General features: G+C 42.1%; 17 protein-coding genes and 1 pseudogene. 10 read left to right on the plus strand and 8 right to left on the minus strand.

Annotated features, from left to right (window positions below; all coding sequences use genetic code 11):
- From EWV60_RS01350 to EWV60_RS01375, 6 genes and pseudogenes are all read left to right on the plus strand, one after another.
- On the plus strand, window positions 1-1,580 hold a 1,580-nt coding region (locus EWV60_RS01350; RefSeq protein ID WP_287230413.1), incomplete at its 5' end, for a tetratricopeptide repeat protein.
- 302 nt (window positions 1,581-1,882) lie between these two features.
- Window positions 1,883-2,122, plus strand: coding sequence for a hypothetical protein (locus EWV60_RS01355; protein ID WP_002735146.1), 240 nt, complete (start codon window positions 1,883-1,885; stop codon window positions 2,120-2,122).
- A gap of 35 nt (window positions 2,123-2,157) precedes the next feature.
- Window positions 2,158-2,583 carry a type II toxin-antitoxin system VapC family toxin gene (locus EWV60_RS01360; protein ID WP_002756072.1) on the plus strand — a complete coding sequence of 142 codons (426 nt, stop codon included), beginning with the start codon at window positions 2,158-2,160 and terminating at the stop codon, window positions 2,581-2,583.
- Window positions 2,584-2,585: 2 nt separating this feature from the next.
- Window positions 2,586-2,801, plus strand: a pseudogene (locus tag EWV60_RS23105) (tetratricopeptide repeat protein).
- Window positions 2,802-3,133: 332 nt separating this feature from the next.
- Window positions 3,134-3,397, plus strand: a complete 264-nt coding sequence (locus EWV60_RS01370; RefSeq protein WP_002762167.1) for a type II toxin-antitoxin system Phd/YefM family antitoxin — start codon at window positions 3,134-3,136, stop codon at window positions 3,395-3,397.
- Window positions 3,397-3,651, plus strand: coding sequence for a type II toxin-antitoxin system RelE family toxin (locus EWV60_RS01375; protein WP_002797171.1), 255 nt, complete (start codon window positions 3,397-3,399; stop codon window positions 3,649-3,651). The genes EWV60_RS01370 and EWV60_RS01375 overlap by 1 nt, the downstream gene beginning before the upstream one ends.
- Before the next feature lie 148 nt (window positions 3,652-3,799).
- On the opposite strand, the gene EWV60_RS01380 is transcribed toward EWV60_RS01375, so the two are convergent.
- The 4 genes from EWV60_RS01380 to EWV60_RS01395 form a co-directional block, all read right to left on the minus strand.
- A complete protein-coding gene (locus EWV60_RS01380) occupies window positions 3,800-4,024 on the minus strand; it encodes a type II toxin-antitoxin system HicA family toxin (RefSeq protein ID WP_002739026.1) in 225 nt (74 codons plus the stop codon).
- Window positions 4,024-4,236 (minus strand): type II toxin-antitoxin system HicB family antitoxin, encoded by a 213-nt coding sequence (locus tag EWV60_RS01385; RefSeq protein WP_002738920.1) that lies wholly within the window; start codon window positions 4,234-4,236, stop codon window positions 4,024-4,026. Before EWV60_RS01385 ends, EWV60_RS01380 begins: the two co-directional genes overlap by 1 nt.
- Window positions 4,237-4,588: 352 nt before the next feature.
- Entirely contained in the window at window positions 4,589-5,782 is a 1,194-nt protein-coding gene (locus tag EWV60_RS01390; protein ID WP_287230418.1) for a Coenzyme F420 hydrogenase/dehydrogenase, beta subunit C-terminal domain, read from the minus strand.
- A 115-nt stretch (window positions 5,783-5,897) separates the two neighbouring features.
- Window positions 5,898-6,815: a histone deacetylase family protein gene (locus EWV60_RS01395; protein WP_193979140.1), complete on the minus strand. Its 918-nt coding sequence runs from the start codon at window positions 6,813-6,815 to the stop codon at window positions 5,898-5,900.
- A 278-nt stretch (window positions 6,816-7,093) separates the two neighbouring features.
- On the opposite strand from EWV60_RS01395, the gene EWV60_RS01400 reads away from it, so the two are divergent.
- The gene (locus tag EWV60_RS01400) at window positions 7,094-7,963 is read left to right on the plus strand and encodes an alpha/beta fold hydrolase (RefSeq protein ID WP_287230421.1); all 870 of its coding nucleotides are present in this window, start codon (window positions 7,094-7,096) and stop codon (window positions 7,961-7,963) included.
- 272 nt (window positions 7,964-8,235) lie between these two features.
- Here EWV60_RS01400 and EWV60_RS01405 read toward each other — a convergent pair whose 3' ends face one another.
- The 3 genes from EWV60_RS01405 to ndhC are packed head-to-tail and all read right to left on the minus strand — an operon-like array spanning window position 8,236 to window position 9,893.
- Window positions 8,236-8,739 (minus strand): NAD(P)H-quinone oxidoreductase subunit J, encoded by a 504-nt coding sequence (locus EWV60_RS01405; protein ID WP_002738424.1) that lies wholly within the window; start codon window positions 8,737-8,739, stop codon window positions 8,236-8,238.
- Window positions 8,740-9,483: a photosynthetic/respiratory NAD(P)H-quinone oxidoreductase subunit K gene (ndhK, locus tag EWV60_RS01410; RefSeq protein WP_002738790.1), complete on the minus strand. Its 744-nt coding sequence runs from the start codon at window positions 9,481-9,483 to the stop codon at window positions 8,740-8,742. It lies immediately after the preceding gene.
- A 47-nt stretch (window positions 9,484-9,530) separates the two neighbouring features.
- Window positions 9,531-9,893, minus strand: a complete 363-nt coding sequence (ndhC, locus tag EWV60_RS01415) for a photosynthetic/respiratory NAD(P)H-quinone oxidoreductase subunit C (RefSeq protein WP_002739390.1) — start codon at window positions 9,891-9,893, stop codon at window positions 9,531-9,533.
- A gap of 1,043 nt (window positions 9,894-10,936) precedes the next feature.
- Here ndhC and EWV60_RS01420 point away from each other — a divergent pair.
- The 3 genes from EWV60_RS01420 (at window position 10,937) to EWV60_RS01430 (ending at window position 13,243) form a co-directional block, all read left to right on the plus strand.
- Window positions 10,937-11,248 (plus strand): ferredoxin, encoded by a 312-nt coding sequence (locus EWV60_RS01420; protein WP_287230424.1) that lies wholly within the window; start codon window positions 10,937-10,939, stop codon window positions 11,246-11,248.
- A gap of 859 nt (window positions 11,249-12,107) precedes the next feature.
- Complete coding sequence (locus tag EWV60_RS01425; RefSeq protein WP_287230425.1) at window positions 12,108-12,971, plus strand: cyanophycinase; 864 nt, start codon at window positions 12,108-12,110, stop codon at window positions 12,969-12,971.
- A gap of 89 nt (window positions 12,972-13,060) precedes the next feature.
- Window positions 13,061-13,243 (plus strand): hypothetical protein, encoded by a 183-nt coding sequence (locus EWV60_RS01430; RefSeq protein ID WP_016516934.1) that lies wholly within the window; start codon window positions 13,061-13,063, stop codon window positions 13,241-13,243.
- 61 nt (window positions 13,244-13,304) lie between these two features.
- Here EWV60_RS01430 and hemC read toward each other — a convergent pair whose 3' ends face one another.
- The gene (hemC, locus tag EWV60_RS01435) at window positions 13,305-14,264 is read right to left on the minus strand and encodes a hydroxymethylbilane synthase (RefSeq protein ID WP_002738668.1); all 960 of its coding nucleotides are present in this window, start codon (window positions 14,262-14,264) and stop codon (window positions 13,305-13,307) included.
- Between the last annotated feature and the right edge of the window lie 455 nt (window positions 14,265-14,719).

Below are 14,719 nucleotides of genomic sequence, written 5' to 3' on the forward strand. Positions count from 1 at the left end.
AGGAATGGTTAACCGATAGTTTAGTTCACCTGAGTTTAGTTCAGGATAATCGTGATGGTTGGTATGAAATTCATCCCCTGTTGCGTCGCTACTTTCGGGATAAGTTAGAAGCATCACCCTACGCAGAACCAGCAAAACGCCGTTATTGTGGGATTATGGCCAAAAAATCGGCAGAAATGCCATATAATCCCACTATAGAAATCGTTGAAGAATTTAAACCTTTCCTTCTCCATCTACAAGCATCTGTCGGGGAATATCCCCAATATATCGCTGATGAGGATTTAGTTTGGTCCTATACGGGTTTAGCTAGTTATTATGAAGGACAAGGATTGTATGCTATTGCTGAACCTTACTGTCAAGATTGTTTAACCGCAACTCGAACCCACTTAGGAGACAATCATCCCTCTGTGGCAACTTCCCTCAACAATTTAGCAGAATTGTACCGTTCCCAAGGCAGGTACACAGAAGCAGAACCTCTCTATCTAGAAGCATTAGATTTGAGAAAACGACTCTTAGGAGACAATCATCCCCATGTGGCACAATCCCTCAACAATTTAGCATACTTGTACCAATCCCAAGGCAGGTACACAGAAGCAGAACCTCTCTATCTAGAAGCATTAGATTTGAGAAAACGACTCTTAGGAGACAATCATCCCGATGTGGCACAATCCCTCAACAATTTAGCATACTTGTACCAATCCCAAGGCAGGTACACAGAAGCGGAACCTCTCCTTCTAGAAGCGATTAAGATTGCTACCCAAGTATTAGGAGACAATCATCCCCATGTGGCAACTTCCCTCAACAATTTAGCAGAATTGTACCGTTCCCAAGGCAGGTACACAGAAGCGGAACCTCTCTATCTAGAAGCATTAGATTTGTATAAACGACTCTTAGGAGACAATCATCCCCATGTGGCAACTTCCCTCAACAATTTAGCATCATTGTACAAATCCCAAGGTAGGTACACAGAAGCAGAACCTCTCTATCTAGAAGCTTTAGATTTGGATAAACGACTTTTAGGAGACAATCATCCCTCTGTGGCAACTTCCCTCAACAATTTAGCAGGATTGTACTATTCCCAAGGCAGGTACACAGAAGCGGAACCTCTCTTTCTAGAAGCATTAGATTTGAGAAAACGACTCTTAGGAGACAATCATCCCGATGTGGCAGCTTCCCTCAACAATTTAGCATACTTGTACAAATCCCAAGGCAGGTACACAGAAGCGGAACCTCTCTATCTAGAAGCATTAGATTTGTTTAAACTACTCTTAGGAGACAATCATCCCCATGTGGCAAATTCCCTCAACAATTTAGCAGGATTGTACTATTCCCAAGGTAGGTACACAGAAGCAGAACCTCTCTATCTAGAAGCTTTAGATTTGTTAAAACGACTCTTAGGAGACAATCATCCTAATACAAAAACCTGTCGTAATAATTTACAAAGGCTGCGACAAAAGCAAAAACCCACTTCTTTAACTTGGTGGCAGTGGATTATAGTTATTCCTATAGTTATTCTATGGATGCCGTTTTATTTGCTATGGATGCTCACTCGGTGGCTAGTGCGTCGCTTTATTAGGTAAAGAGTCTAAACTATGATTGATGCGATTATGGGATAGACTATAATTGATCATTGATAAAGACTTGCCAAATACAACACAATCATAGCATTCACTCAATCATTCAAATCACAGCTTAGACTTATTATAGGAATCTTCCAGACTCTGTGCGATAAGCTTAACCTACAACATAATCGATCTTTGTGTCCTTTGTGCCTTTGTGGTTCCTTCCATTCCCTCGCCAGCAGGACTGTATCTTAGAATACATTTTACCCACCAAATCCAAGAGAGCCATAACTGATAACTGATTAGCAAGGAATAAAACCATGAACACTAAAGAGAGACTATTGCAAGAGATTGAACAAGCACCGGATTCTTTAATAGAAGAAACTTTGAACTTCCTCCTTTCAGCACAAGCTAGTTATGCTAAATCTGAAAGTAATGTAGGGGAGGCAATATTAAAGCTTCTGGAAGAGATGCCATTAGACAATGACGACTTAGAAAAGTTGCCTATAGATCTTGCTAATCAACATGATCATTATCTTTATGGAGTTCCCAAATCCTAAGCAAAGCCGAAACTAAAGTTTATAGTATCATAGCAATGAAAACCATCTTTGCAGACACATTTTATTGGGTTGCTCTCATTAACAATCGTGATGATTGGCATGAGAAAGCTATAGAAATGACAAGGAAACTCCAGCAGGTAACAATAGTGACAACCGATGAAGTCTTTATTGAAGTTTTCAACAATCTATCTGCTTATGGAATGTCAGTTAGACGAAAAACCTTACAAGTTATTAGAGGCTTACAAAATAATCCCCAAATCTTAGTTATACCTCAAACTCATCAGACGTTCCAATCAGGATTAGATTTATATCAAAATCGTCCAGATAAAGATTACAGCTTAACAGATTGTATATCCATGCAAACAATGCGCCAAATGAATATAAATGAAATTCTTACCCACGATAAGCATTTTACACAAGAAGGATTTTTCATTTTATTTCAAAATATAGAGTTACATTAGAATTGAGACAACAACTACTAGGAGACAATCATCCCCATGTGGCAACTTCCCTCAACAATTTAGCACACTTGTACTAATCCCAAGACAGGTACTCAGAAGCGGAACCTCTCTATCTAGAAGCGATTAATATTTTCAGGGAAAGATTAGGGGAAAATCATCCCCATACTCAAACGATTATGGAGAATATAAAACTATGTTGTCCCAACTCTGGCAAGTAGAATTAAGATAGAGTTTGAATGCTTTGGAAAAGAGGGTCTGTAGGCGCACGGATTTTCCATTATGAATATAGTATCATGTCAAGTCGCCTTTGTCAAGAGAAATTTTAACAACATCCAGAAAAACGTTATTGTAAGGGTAATTCATGAATTACCCCTACACCTATTACCTAGTCCAGTAACGCACCACCTAATCATCGACTATGATTGAATTAATCACTGATGACTACAATGATGGATAATTATAGGAGGATGCTGTCTGGACTGTGATTAGGTGAGATTGTTAAATCCCTACAATAATTTTTATTATTTCATCATCAAAAAAAGGATTAATTATGATCAAAAAAATTAAAATCGCTGATGCTCAAACCGATTTACCAAGTCTCGTTAAATCGGTTACGGAAGATAACAAAATTTATGCCATTGAGAATCAGGAGGACTCTGTAATTTTGATTTCCCAAAAAAACTATGAAAGTTTACAAGAAACTATCGAATTACTCTCTATTCCCGATTTAAGAGAAAGCTTACAACTATCTCTACAGCAAATTAATGAAAATGAAACCTATTCTTTCGAGGAAGTCTTGGGAGACATTGATTAATGGTTTATGAAGTCAGATTTACCAAAGAAGCTAAAAAAGATGTTGATAAGCTAACCCTTAAACTTAAGAAAAAACTGAAGTCAATTATCCAAGATACCCTGAGTATTTCTCCCTATAGTGGCAAAAAATTAGTAGGAGATTTAACGGGTTTCTATTCAATTCGGTTAAGTTATCAAGATAGAATACTTTACACCATTAATGATGAACAGAAGTTAATCTATATTCATCGTGCTAAAACTCATTATGGCGAATAAACTAGACCTTGAAAATTCTTGAAAAGAGTGTCTGCAGGCGCACGGATTCTCCATTATGAATATAATATCATGTCAAGAGGCTTTTGTCAAGAGAAAATTTAACAACATCGAGAAAAACGGGGACATGAAGCTTAAATCAAGATGGGAATTACAGCAGACGAATGAATTCTTCTTGTGTCAGTTCAGCATCGCGTAAAATTTTTAGGAGTAATCCTTTCCCGACAGTTTTCCCCCGATGAACCGGTACGGTGACAACTCTTCCATCTTCATGTTTTAAGCGCAGATGACTTCCTTTTTGTCGGATAGATTGAAACCCTATTCTCGTTAAAGCTTTGATAACTTCATCACCGGTTAATATCGGTAATTTTGGCATCAGATAGACACCTTTTCAATTCCAACAAACTTCGACACATCTTCCGGATTGTCATCTTCCAAGCAAAGTTCAATCACTTCCCTGATATTCTTCATCAATTCATCAATCGTTTCCCCTTGACTGTAACAACCCCGAAGTTGAGGAACTTCCCCAACATAATATCCATCCTCATCTCGTTCAATGACAACATAAAACTCTCTTTGATAGTTCATGGTTCTCAATCCTTAAAAAAATTATCGCTATCTAAGCTTTTATTGGCGATTATTGAGACTTGAAAATAGGGTCTGTAGGCGCAAGGATTTTCGATTATGAATATAATATCATGTCAAGAGGCTTTTGTCAAGAGAAAATTTAACAACATCCAGATTTAGTCGTAACCCATCACCTATCATTGACTATGATTGAATTAACCACTGCTCACTGATAGCTGATAACTGATAACTGATAACTGATAACTGATAAGAGATTGTCGAAGAAGGGGTGAACATTCGGGGGATAACCTATCGCTGAAACCGTAGATTTCCTATCCGAATGTTGCGCCCCTACTTTTTCAGCATACCCTAATTAATCGGGCAATTTATACTGTTCCACAATCTTTTTAGCATATTCAGGAACATGAGCCGCTAATTTTTCAGGATAATTACGTTTAACATAAAGGTAATTACGGGTAAAGTGAGAATCGATAGAAAAGCGAGCATATTCTAACCCTTTAGGCCCGATTTTTTCAATTACTACTCCCATCATTTTTGCCGCCCACATCGGCAAGGTTACACCTTTATCATAGGCAGGAATGCTATTTTGTACCGCCTGTTTTCTATCACCACTAGACATAACATCTTGGGTATTTAATTGATCTTTGACTAACTCTAACATTTCCTTGCCCGTATCATTACGAACCATAATCCATTGCCAGCCAAAAGGTGCGCCCATATAGCCCACAACTAAATCAGCAAGGGAGTTAACATAATCAAAACAAGTCATACAGGAAGGGGCAAAAACATCTTTTAACTTATTAGTCTTTAAGCCAAAAAAGGGAACCATTTCGATGGAGCCGTCTTCGTGTTTAAAGTGTACACGAAAATCCTGCATAAATTCGTAATGAACCACAGTTTCTGGGGAACGACTGGTAGTTTCTAAAAACTTTTGTAGTCCTGAGCGGGTGACATTATCGACGCAGGGAGTTCCTAAGACATATAACTTTTCTAAGCCTAATTTTTTTTCTACTGCTCTTAGGGCTTGAATTTGACAACCAACTCCGATAACTAATAACCGTTTCATGCCCGATTTTTCAATTTCTTCTAGGACTGATAAATTGGGAGAAAGAGTCGGTTTATTGACTTTAGCGGCGAGAATTTCTTCCGTGGTACGGGCGAGAATCGGCTGCGGTTGAAAGCGATCCTCGGCGGTATTCTGCACACAAACCACCCCTTCTACTAAACCACGATCGAGCATTTGACAGGCAATTGTGCTGACGATTCCTGTCCATTGCGCCCCTGGAATAGCTTGTTTTTTCTTGGCAGCCATCATCTCTTGATGAACACCAAAATAGAGATCATTTTCCTGATTTAAGTCGCGACTTTTGCCGTGTGCTGCTGCTTCTAAATCGGCGATTTGTTGATTAAGAAAAGCACAAGCTTCTTTAACATAGTGAATGTAATAAGTGTCACAAAGTCCGCACTCGCTACACAATTCTTTGGCAGGACGACGACTATTGGGTTTGAGGGCTTTGGCTTTTAGGTGGGGCGCAAGGGAGTTCATAATCTTAAAAGGCAACTAGGTCAAGGGTTTTTTTCTATCGATCGTTTACCTTACCGCATTAGATCACTTTGTTACCAATCTTTTTAAAGAAATGTAACGATTACCCGGAATAGGATCAGAGCAAAGCTTCTAAGGTGGCGACGACGGAAGCCGCTAAAGTTTCTAAATCATAACCGCCTTCTAAGCCGAAAAGTAGCGGTTTATTGAGAGTTAAGAGGTATTTGGTTAAAATTCCATAATCCTGTGGGTGTAAACAAATTCCCGCCAGAGGATCCGCTTGATTGGCATCATATCCAGCACTAACAATCACTAAATCCGGTTGAAAATCTTTCAAAAAAGGTATGACTTGCCCCTCAAAATGTTCTTGATAATCTTTAATCGTACTTCCCGCCGATAAGGGAATATTCAAAACATTATTAAACTCACCTTTTTCTCGCGCTTCTCCCGTGCCGGGATAAAACGGGAATTGATGGAGGGAACAATAGGCAATCTGGGGATGATTTTCGACTATATCCTGGGTGCCATTGCCATGATGTACGTCCCAATCGAGAATCGCTACTTTTTGCACTCTTTTGTTTTCTAAAGCATAATAGGCGGCAATAGCAGCATTAGAAAACAGACAGAAACCCATGCCATAATTAGAAGTGGCATGATGTCCGGGTGGACGGGCTAAAATAAAGGCAGGATCGCCAGTGGATAAAACTCGATCGACTCCATCTAACCAGCCACTAACCGCTAGTAACGCCACATCGTAACTACGGGCAGAAACGGGAGTATCTGCATCCAATCTTCCCCCACCCCGTTGACAAATTCGCCGCAATCTATCAACATAATCTTGATTATGAACTTGTTTAATCAAAGGGATTACTTCGTCGCGAATTTCGATCGGTGTGGGTAAATGCCATGTTAGTTTTGACTGCCATTCTGTTTGTTTTAAAGCCTCGACAATTGCCGTTAAACGCGCCGCTTTTTCGGGATGGTAAATACCTGTATCGTGATCGAGAAATTCATCGGAATAGATAATCGAGATCATAATCAAATTACTGCTTAAGTAGCTGGTTATAATTAAATTGAAGATAGATTTTGGGTTCGATCCCCCCTGCCCCCCTTATTAAGGGGGGTGCCGATAGGCGGGGGGATCTGACAGTTTTTAACACCTAACTGCTTAACTCGTTGATTTTTGAACAACCCAATGGTTTTAATCTACCAAAAAAGCAGCGGCTTGAGGAGCTATAGTGAAAAAACTTTACTGATTGGGTCACTTTTGCCAGATGATGCAATTATCTCCCCCTAAGGTGACAGGAAGCAAAAATGATGACAAATTTTCGGAAATTTCAGCTAGAAGTTAATGGCATTACTATCAATGGTGTCAAAGGTGGGTGTGGTTTTCCGCTGCTTTTGCTCCATGGTTATCCCCAAACCCATCAAATGTGGCATAAAATCGCCCCCCGATTAGCGGCTAATTTTACGGTGATCGCCACGGATCTGCGCGGCTACGGGGATAGCGATAAACCCTTACCCCTAGAGGATTCTAGCAATTATTGCAAGCGGGTGATGGCCCTCGATCAGGTGTTGCTGATGGAAAAATTGGGTTATCAGGAGTTTTATCTGATCGGCCATGATCGAGGGGCGCGAGTTTCCCACCGTATTGCCCTTGATTTTCCAGAAAAGGTCAAAAAAATCGTTTTACTCGATATAGCCCCAACGCTGGCGATGTACGAGGCTACTGATCAAACTTTTGCCACTGCCTACTATCATTGGTTTTTCTTGATTCAGCCTTCCCCTTTTCCCGAAACCCTGATCGCTGCTAATCCCGATTATTATCTGCACCATTGCTTGCAAAGTTGGGGGCGAGATTTTAGCGCTTTTACAGAGGAAGCTTTGGGGGAATATCGGCGTTGTTTTCGAGATTTAAGGACGATAACCGCCACCTGTGCCGATTATCGGGCCGCCGCTACCATCGATTTAGAGCATGATCGTCAGGATTTAGACCGGAAAATTTCCTCTCCCCTCTTGGTTCTTTGGGGAAAAAAAGGTTTTATTGCACGTCAATACGATGTGATCGCTCTTTGGCAGCAGCGAGCTAATCAAGTGACGGGACAGGCGATCGCCAGTGGTCATTTTTTACCGGAAGAGGCACCGGAAGAGACAGCACAGGCGATCGAGGATTTTCTCGGCTAAGTAATACTAAATCCTGTTATTAAAAACTGATTATTTATTCTCCGTTTTGCATGAGTGCCTGTCCTGATATGTAGCCTAAGTAGCTGGTTATAATTAAATTGAAGATAGATTTTGTCTTTGATCCCCCCTGCCCCCCTTGATAAGGGGGGAACTGATCGTTTTTAATATCTATCTACTTATACTCAACGGATTTAGTATCAAAAAAAAATCGGGCTAGAAATATCTTCCAACCCCATAGGATCCATAACCTAATTAGTGATTAAATTCTCGACTTAGTAAGCGTCCTGTAGTTCGTAGAATTCGGGAGAAACGTAATCTTTGCGTAGAGGCCAACCTACCCAATCTTCTGGCATTAAAATCCGTTTCAGGTGGGGATGTCCTTCATAAATAATGCCGAACATATCATAACTTTCTCGTTCTTGCCAGTCAGCAGCTTTCCAAATCCAGTAAACCGAAGCAACCCGGGGATTATCTCTAGGAAGAAAGACTTTTAAGCGCACTTCCACGGGACTATCGACATTATCGGTTACTTTGACCAGATGATAGAAACTAACTAATTCTTTACCCGGTCCCAAATCGTAAGCACCCTGACATTGGAGATAATTAAAGCCATAAGCGAATAAAGCAGTGGCCAGGGGAATTAAAAATTCTGCTTCTACTTTAATCAATTCCACACCACTATGGTCAGCTTCTAAAGCTTGATGATCAAAACCATTTTCGCTTAACCAAATCGAAGTGGGGCCAGCTTGCACAATAGCTGTGGTTTCTTCAGTCATTTAGATTTCTTCCTTTTGTTTCGTGGTCAAGAGAGCGGGGGGAACAGGCATACCAGTGGCTTCTAGTAACTCTTTCGGAGGTGCTTGACGGGTGGCCGATTGCAGATATTTACCGGTCAGAATCGGTTCCGTGGCCTGCATTTTGTGGGTGGTGCTGTAATAACGATTGGTTTGCTGGAGAACAGTCCCGCGTTCTTGAATAGATTCGTTAGCGACTTTTTTCCGCAGTTTAATAATCGCGTCGATAATCGCTTCCGGACGGGGGGGACAACCGGGTATATAGACATCCACGGGGATAAGTTTATCTACCCCTCTGACTGCGGTAGTGGAGTCACTGCTGAACATTCCTCCCGTAATCGTACAGGCACCCATGGCGATAACGTATTTAGGTTCTGGCATTTCTTCGTACAGACGCACCAAAGCGGGGGCCATTTTCATGGTAACTGTACCGGCAGTGATGATTAAATCGGCTTGCCGGGGACTAGAACGGGGAACTAAACCAAAGCGATCGAAATCAAAACGGGAACCAATCAAGGCCGCGAACTCGATAAAACAGCAAGCTGTACCGTATAGCATCGGCCAAAGACTTGACAAACGCGCCCAGTTATACAGGTCATCAACGGTGGTAAGTATGACATTTTCCGATAAATCCTGGGTAACTTTCGTGCGTTCGATGGGATTGAGGATTTTTTCGCTTTGTTGTTCGATAATTTGCTTAAATTCGCTGGTAGGGTTGGGACTCATCGGGTTATCCTCTCATCAAAAGTCAAAAATCAGGAAAATTATGGCCATTATGACCATTCTAAGGCTCCTTTCCGCCAAGCATAGACGAGAGCAACCACAAGGATAGCAATAAAGATCAATGCTTCTACAAAAGCTAATAGGCCCAATTGATTGAAAGCTACTGCCCAAGGGTAGAGAAAGACGGTTTCCACGTCAAAAACCACGAAAACGAGGGCAAACATATAATAACGAATGTTAAACTGAATCCAAGCACCGCCGATCGGTTCCATCCCCGATTCATAGGTGGTGCGTCTTTCCGGACCGCCACCACTAGGCCGCAGGACTTTGGAGGCCGTTAGGGATAGGATTGGTACTAAACTGCAAGCGAGCAGAAATCCTAGAAAATACTCGTAACCTTTGAGGACAAACACTGGGTTTTTTTTCTCCTTATTCGCTATCGACAGGGGAAGTTGTCGGCATCTCTATGGCTACTTATTATAGAGGCTTTAGCAACCCCTCTCCTTCTCAAAAGCAGCATTGAAGATGTTTATGGATACCATTAGCTAATCATCGGGTTGAGCTTCGCTTCTGTCTCTGTTTTGCTCTTAACTCTGACGGGGTGACAAGGAAGCCTACAATCCCTATGGGAAGCAAAGTGTAGCTAAATATGGTAAAAAAGAATTGGCTGCGATCAGCTGTTGACTATCTCAATGAGTACCAGAGTGGTAAGTTCGAGCATTTGTACTAAAATTTTCCCTAGGCAGTGTAAATTATCAGAAATGCTGTCCACCGGATTATAGTTTGTTTGTTAATGCACCGGCTCAAAGCCGCGATCGCTTAAGACAATATATCATTATGCAGTTACTAAAACTGACCCCCGGAAATTTTGCTAAATCTCTTAACTGATTAGATCATGACGATGACAATTTAAATAGTGACGAGTACAATTTCCAATCCCCATTCGGATTAACTTTGTTAGCTATAGCATCCTTAAATAAAATGTGAAAAGGTATCGTATTTTTTAAGGTTAGGAAAATTCAATAATTGAAATTTACAAAAAACTCGAACAGTCGTTTAACCACAAGAAAACTTTTCGCCATCCCCTAAAATCTGCTCAAAAGACTTGTTAACTGTAGCCAAATCATTTCTACTAGATTTTCTTCGGTTTGGTGCGTTCTCAGTTGTCTGCTGACGCTCTTGGCACTATTTCTCCGAATCAACCCTTTTTAAGGCATTAGGGAAGGATAGGCTATGCAGACTTTTATTTTATGAGACTAGGCTATTGTATCAACTTTTAATTAAACAGCTAATCGGCTAAAGTGATAAGTAAATATTATTTTAAGTTTATTTAAGGCTGTCATTACTAATGCTAAGTTAAGCTGGGTAAATTTTCGCGTAGTATCAAAAAGGAAACTCATTCGACCCGTTCAGTCTAAACGGGGAGAAAAGGCATTTTGAGACTGAGGAACAACCTATGGCAAAGAAAACAAAGACAACCACTTATAAAGTCACCCTGAAAACACCCGATGGCGATTATGAAATTGATGTTCCCGATAATGAATATATTCTCGAGATAGCGGAAAAAGAAGGATTAGATTTACCCTTTTCTTGCCGTGCTGGTGCTTGTTCTGCTTGCGCTGGTCAAATCGAATCCGGTAGCGTTGATCAATCCGAGCAATCCTTCTTAGATGACGATCAAATTAAAGCGGGTTATGTCCTCACCTGTGTTGCCTATCCTACTTCTGACTGTGTGATCGTCACCCACAAAGAAGAAGATTTGTACTAATTTAACTCAATATTCGGGGGTTAGATACTCCAACAATACAACAATAATAGAGCGGGAACTGCAAGGGCGACAGTTCTCGCTTTATTTGTATTTTTGCCTCTTGACTCGACGGTGATACTTGGACTTCCCCCATACAGAAATACTAAAAAATCAACAAAACCCCGACTGCATGGGGCTTCTCGGAAAAAATTGAAAAGACGCTACTGGGTACATTTTCCCCTTGAAAATGGCTGTACCGTTGACTGTATCTGGAGTAGAGCGATTCCGTAGAGTTGGCTGTATAGTGATCGCTAACCTTATTATAACAGATGGTGTCATTAATCTCTAGAGTCAGCGATTTTTTGGCCGCAGGGCTTGCGGTATCAGTCCGGGTCGCGAGTGTAAGACCCGAACAGAGTAAGTCTGTGAAGGCAACTGCTAAGAAGCAGAAACCTAGATCGTGAGGTCTAGGAATCACCGTCCTAAAAGGAACGGTGATTCCTCACCACGCCACCTTTTTAGGATGGTCGTTGAATGGGGTTGACGCTTCACAGGATACTGCTACCTTAGCGGTAGTCTTACGCTTTCCCCCACGTCCGTTTTGATTGTCCGAATGCCGGACGGCCACTTTGAACAAGTCGAAAAAATCTCATGTTCAACCTTATTTCCTAGAAAGTTTTACTCGTTCAAGGCCGAATTTGACTTCTTTTCTGAACGAAACCCCCTACTATCTGTGGTCAAGGTTCAGTTTTTAGCTTGGTTATCGCTTTTTCCATTGTAGCTTAAAGCCGTCCTCAAAGGACGGGGTTTTCAACCCAAATTCTCGATTATAATTTAATTTTATGTTGTTGTGCTGTTTAGTTATTCAAGGAGTTTTTGTATGGAATCCACAAAAGAGCGAGGGCAATTAATCATCATTGGTGGAGCAGAAGACAAAGAAGGAGATTGTCAAATCTTGCGAGAGTTTGTTCGCTGTGCTGGCGGGACTAAAGCTAAAATTGCCGTGTTAACGGCGGCAACAAGTGAGCCTCGTTCGGCTGGAGAAGCCTATACCCGAGTGTTTGAGCGACTCGGTGTCGAGGATGTATGTGTCCTCGATACCATTCACAGGGAAGATGCCGACGATCCAGAAAACCTGAAAATCATTGAGGAAGCCACAGGAGCGTTTTTTACCGGGGGAGATCAAGCCCTAATCATTGAACAAATCAAGGGAACTCAGCTAGATACCTTACTTCACCAACGCAATCGGGAGGGAATGGTGATCGGTGGGACAAGTGCCGGTGCTGCCATCATGCCCGATCTTATGATTATTGAAGGAGACTCGGAAACCAACCCACGCATGGACGCGATAGAGATGGGTCCGGGAATGGGATTTCTGCACTCAGTGGTGATCGATCAGCATTTTGCCCAGCGCGGACGGCTAGGTCGCCTGATTTCCGCTCTCTTACAGCAGCCAGCTAACTTAGGCTTTGGCATTGACGAAGATACAGCAGTAATTGTGGACGGTGACGAATTTAAAGTGGTGGGGCGTGGGGCTGTAACAGTTGTCGATGAATCAGAAGCAACTTATGATAATTTAGACGAACTGCTCAAAGATGAAGCGATGGCAGTGTGTGGAGTCAGGTTGCACATCTTACCTCAAGGATTCCGCTTTAACTTGAAAACTCGCAAGCCCGTTTTCTCTCGATCAATAGAGTTAAAGGATAGCAATCCTAAAAAGGAGGCAGAAGTTGAAAGGGAGTAGGTCGGAGGGAACAATCAGTGGTGGCTTGTACCCGCCACTGATTGGAGAATTTATTTAAATCAGAAAAATATTGACTCTGAGGTCTAAGAATGAATCACGATCAGGATGATGAAACCAATCTTGAGCGGCGACAAGAACTGCTACATGATGAAGAGGCTTTCCGACTTCATCAAGAGGAGAAACTCCTGCGAACTGCCAGACGAAGTAATACCTGTGCTTTAGCTATGCTTCTGGCTAAACTTCCCTACAATCAACCCCATCGGGGGAAATAGGGAGTTAGGGGTTGGGTGTGTTAGATTGATTCAGCCAACCCCACTTAAGACTGATCACCGATTATCGGCCCACTTCAGCGAAAATCTCGGCTAAAATCTCCCCAGCACCAGCCTCGCGCACTTTATGGGCTAAATCTCGTCCTAAGACTTCCCCATGGCTAGGATCACCGCTAACCGAGTCCTTAATCAGGCGCTTACCGTCGAGACTGGCCACCATACCCGTTAAAGTTAGGATACCATCCTCGATCGCCGTATTTACTCCGATGGGAACTTGACAACCCCCCTCCAACTCGCGTAAAAAAGCTCGTTCAGCATAGCATCTATCGCGGCTAGGGGCGTGTTCCAACACTTTTAGGACTTCCAAAACCTCCGGATCAGCATCGCGGCATTCTATCCCTAAAGCCCCCTGTCCCACCGCATGGAGAGAAATCTCCGCCGGAATAACCTGATGAACTCGATCGCCTAATCCTAACCTTTCCAATCCCGCTACTGCCAGAATAATCGCGTCGTATTCTCCCGCGTCCAGTTTTGCCAGACGGGTGTTAACATTGCCGCGCACATCTTTAAAAGTCAGATGGGGATAATGGTAACGCAACTGGGCTAATCGCCGCAGGGAAGAAGTCCCCACCACCGCACCTTCCGGTAAAGTGTCTAATTGATAGTCTTGGTTTTGGCTATTTACCACCAAAGCATCGGCCGGATTCACTCTTTCCGTGACGCAACCCAAGATTAAGCCTTCGGGCAAATTAGTGGGCAGATCCTTGAGAGAATGGACGGCAAGATCGATCGATCTATCCAACATTCCCACTTCTAATTCTTTGGTAAATAAACCCTTATCACCGATTTTCGCCAGGGCCACATCGAGAATTTTATCGCCTTGGGTACTCATCGTCTCCACCTCAAACTGTCGATGGGGGTGGTGTTTACTCAATTCTGCCTGTACCCAATAGGTTTGTACTAGGGCTAACTGACTTTTACGCGAACCGATACGCAGGGAACGAGGAGGACTAGAAACGGACATATCTGAAGTAGGAATTTAACTAAACATCTATCGGACTGCTCGATCTAGACTATCCTGATCTCACCCCTGTTGAGTAATCACTTTCTAGGTTAGGCATAAATAGTTACATCTCTTAATATTTTTAGGCACATAGGGTGAGCATTATTCCCCACTGACAGCAAAGCTGAAAGCCTAGATTAAAATAGAGGGACAAACGTTGCAACAGGGTCTAACTAATGACAATGTTTGAACGGACAAATTGGCTAAAGTAGCTGGTTATAATTAAATTAAAAATGGATTTTAGGTTCGATCCCCCCTGCCCCCCTTGATAAGGGGGGTGCCGATAGGCGGGGGGATCCCCCTTAATAAGCTATCCATTAGTCAGATCTTTCTTAACAAAAAGAGAAGAAACTTAAAAAAAGGGGAAACGATTGATAGGTATAGTTTTGAAAGAAGGAATTAAGGTGGAGGTAAGC

The organism is Microcystis sp. Msp_OC_L_20101000_S702, assembly GCF_007095705.1.
Classification (GTDB): domain Bacteria; phylum Cyanobacteriota; class Cyanobacteriia; order Cyanobacteriales; family Microcystaceae; genus Microcystis; species Microcystis ichthyoblabe_A.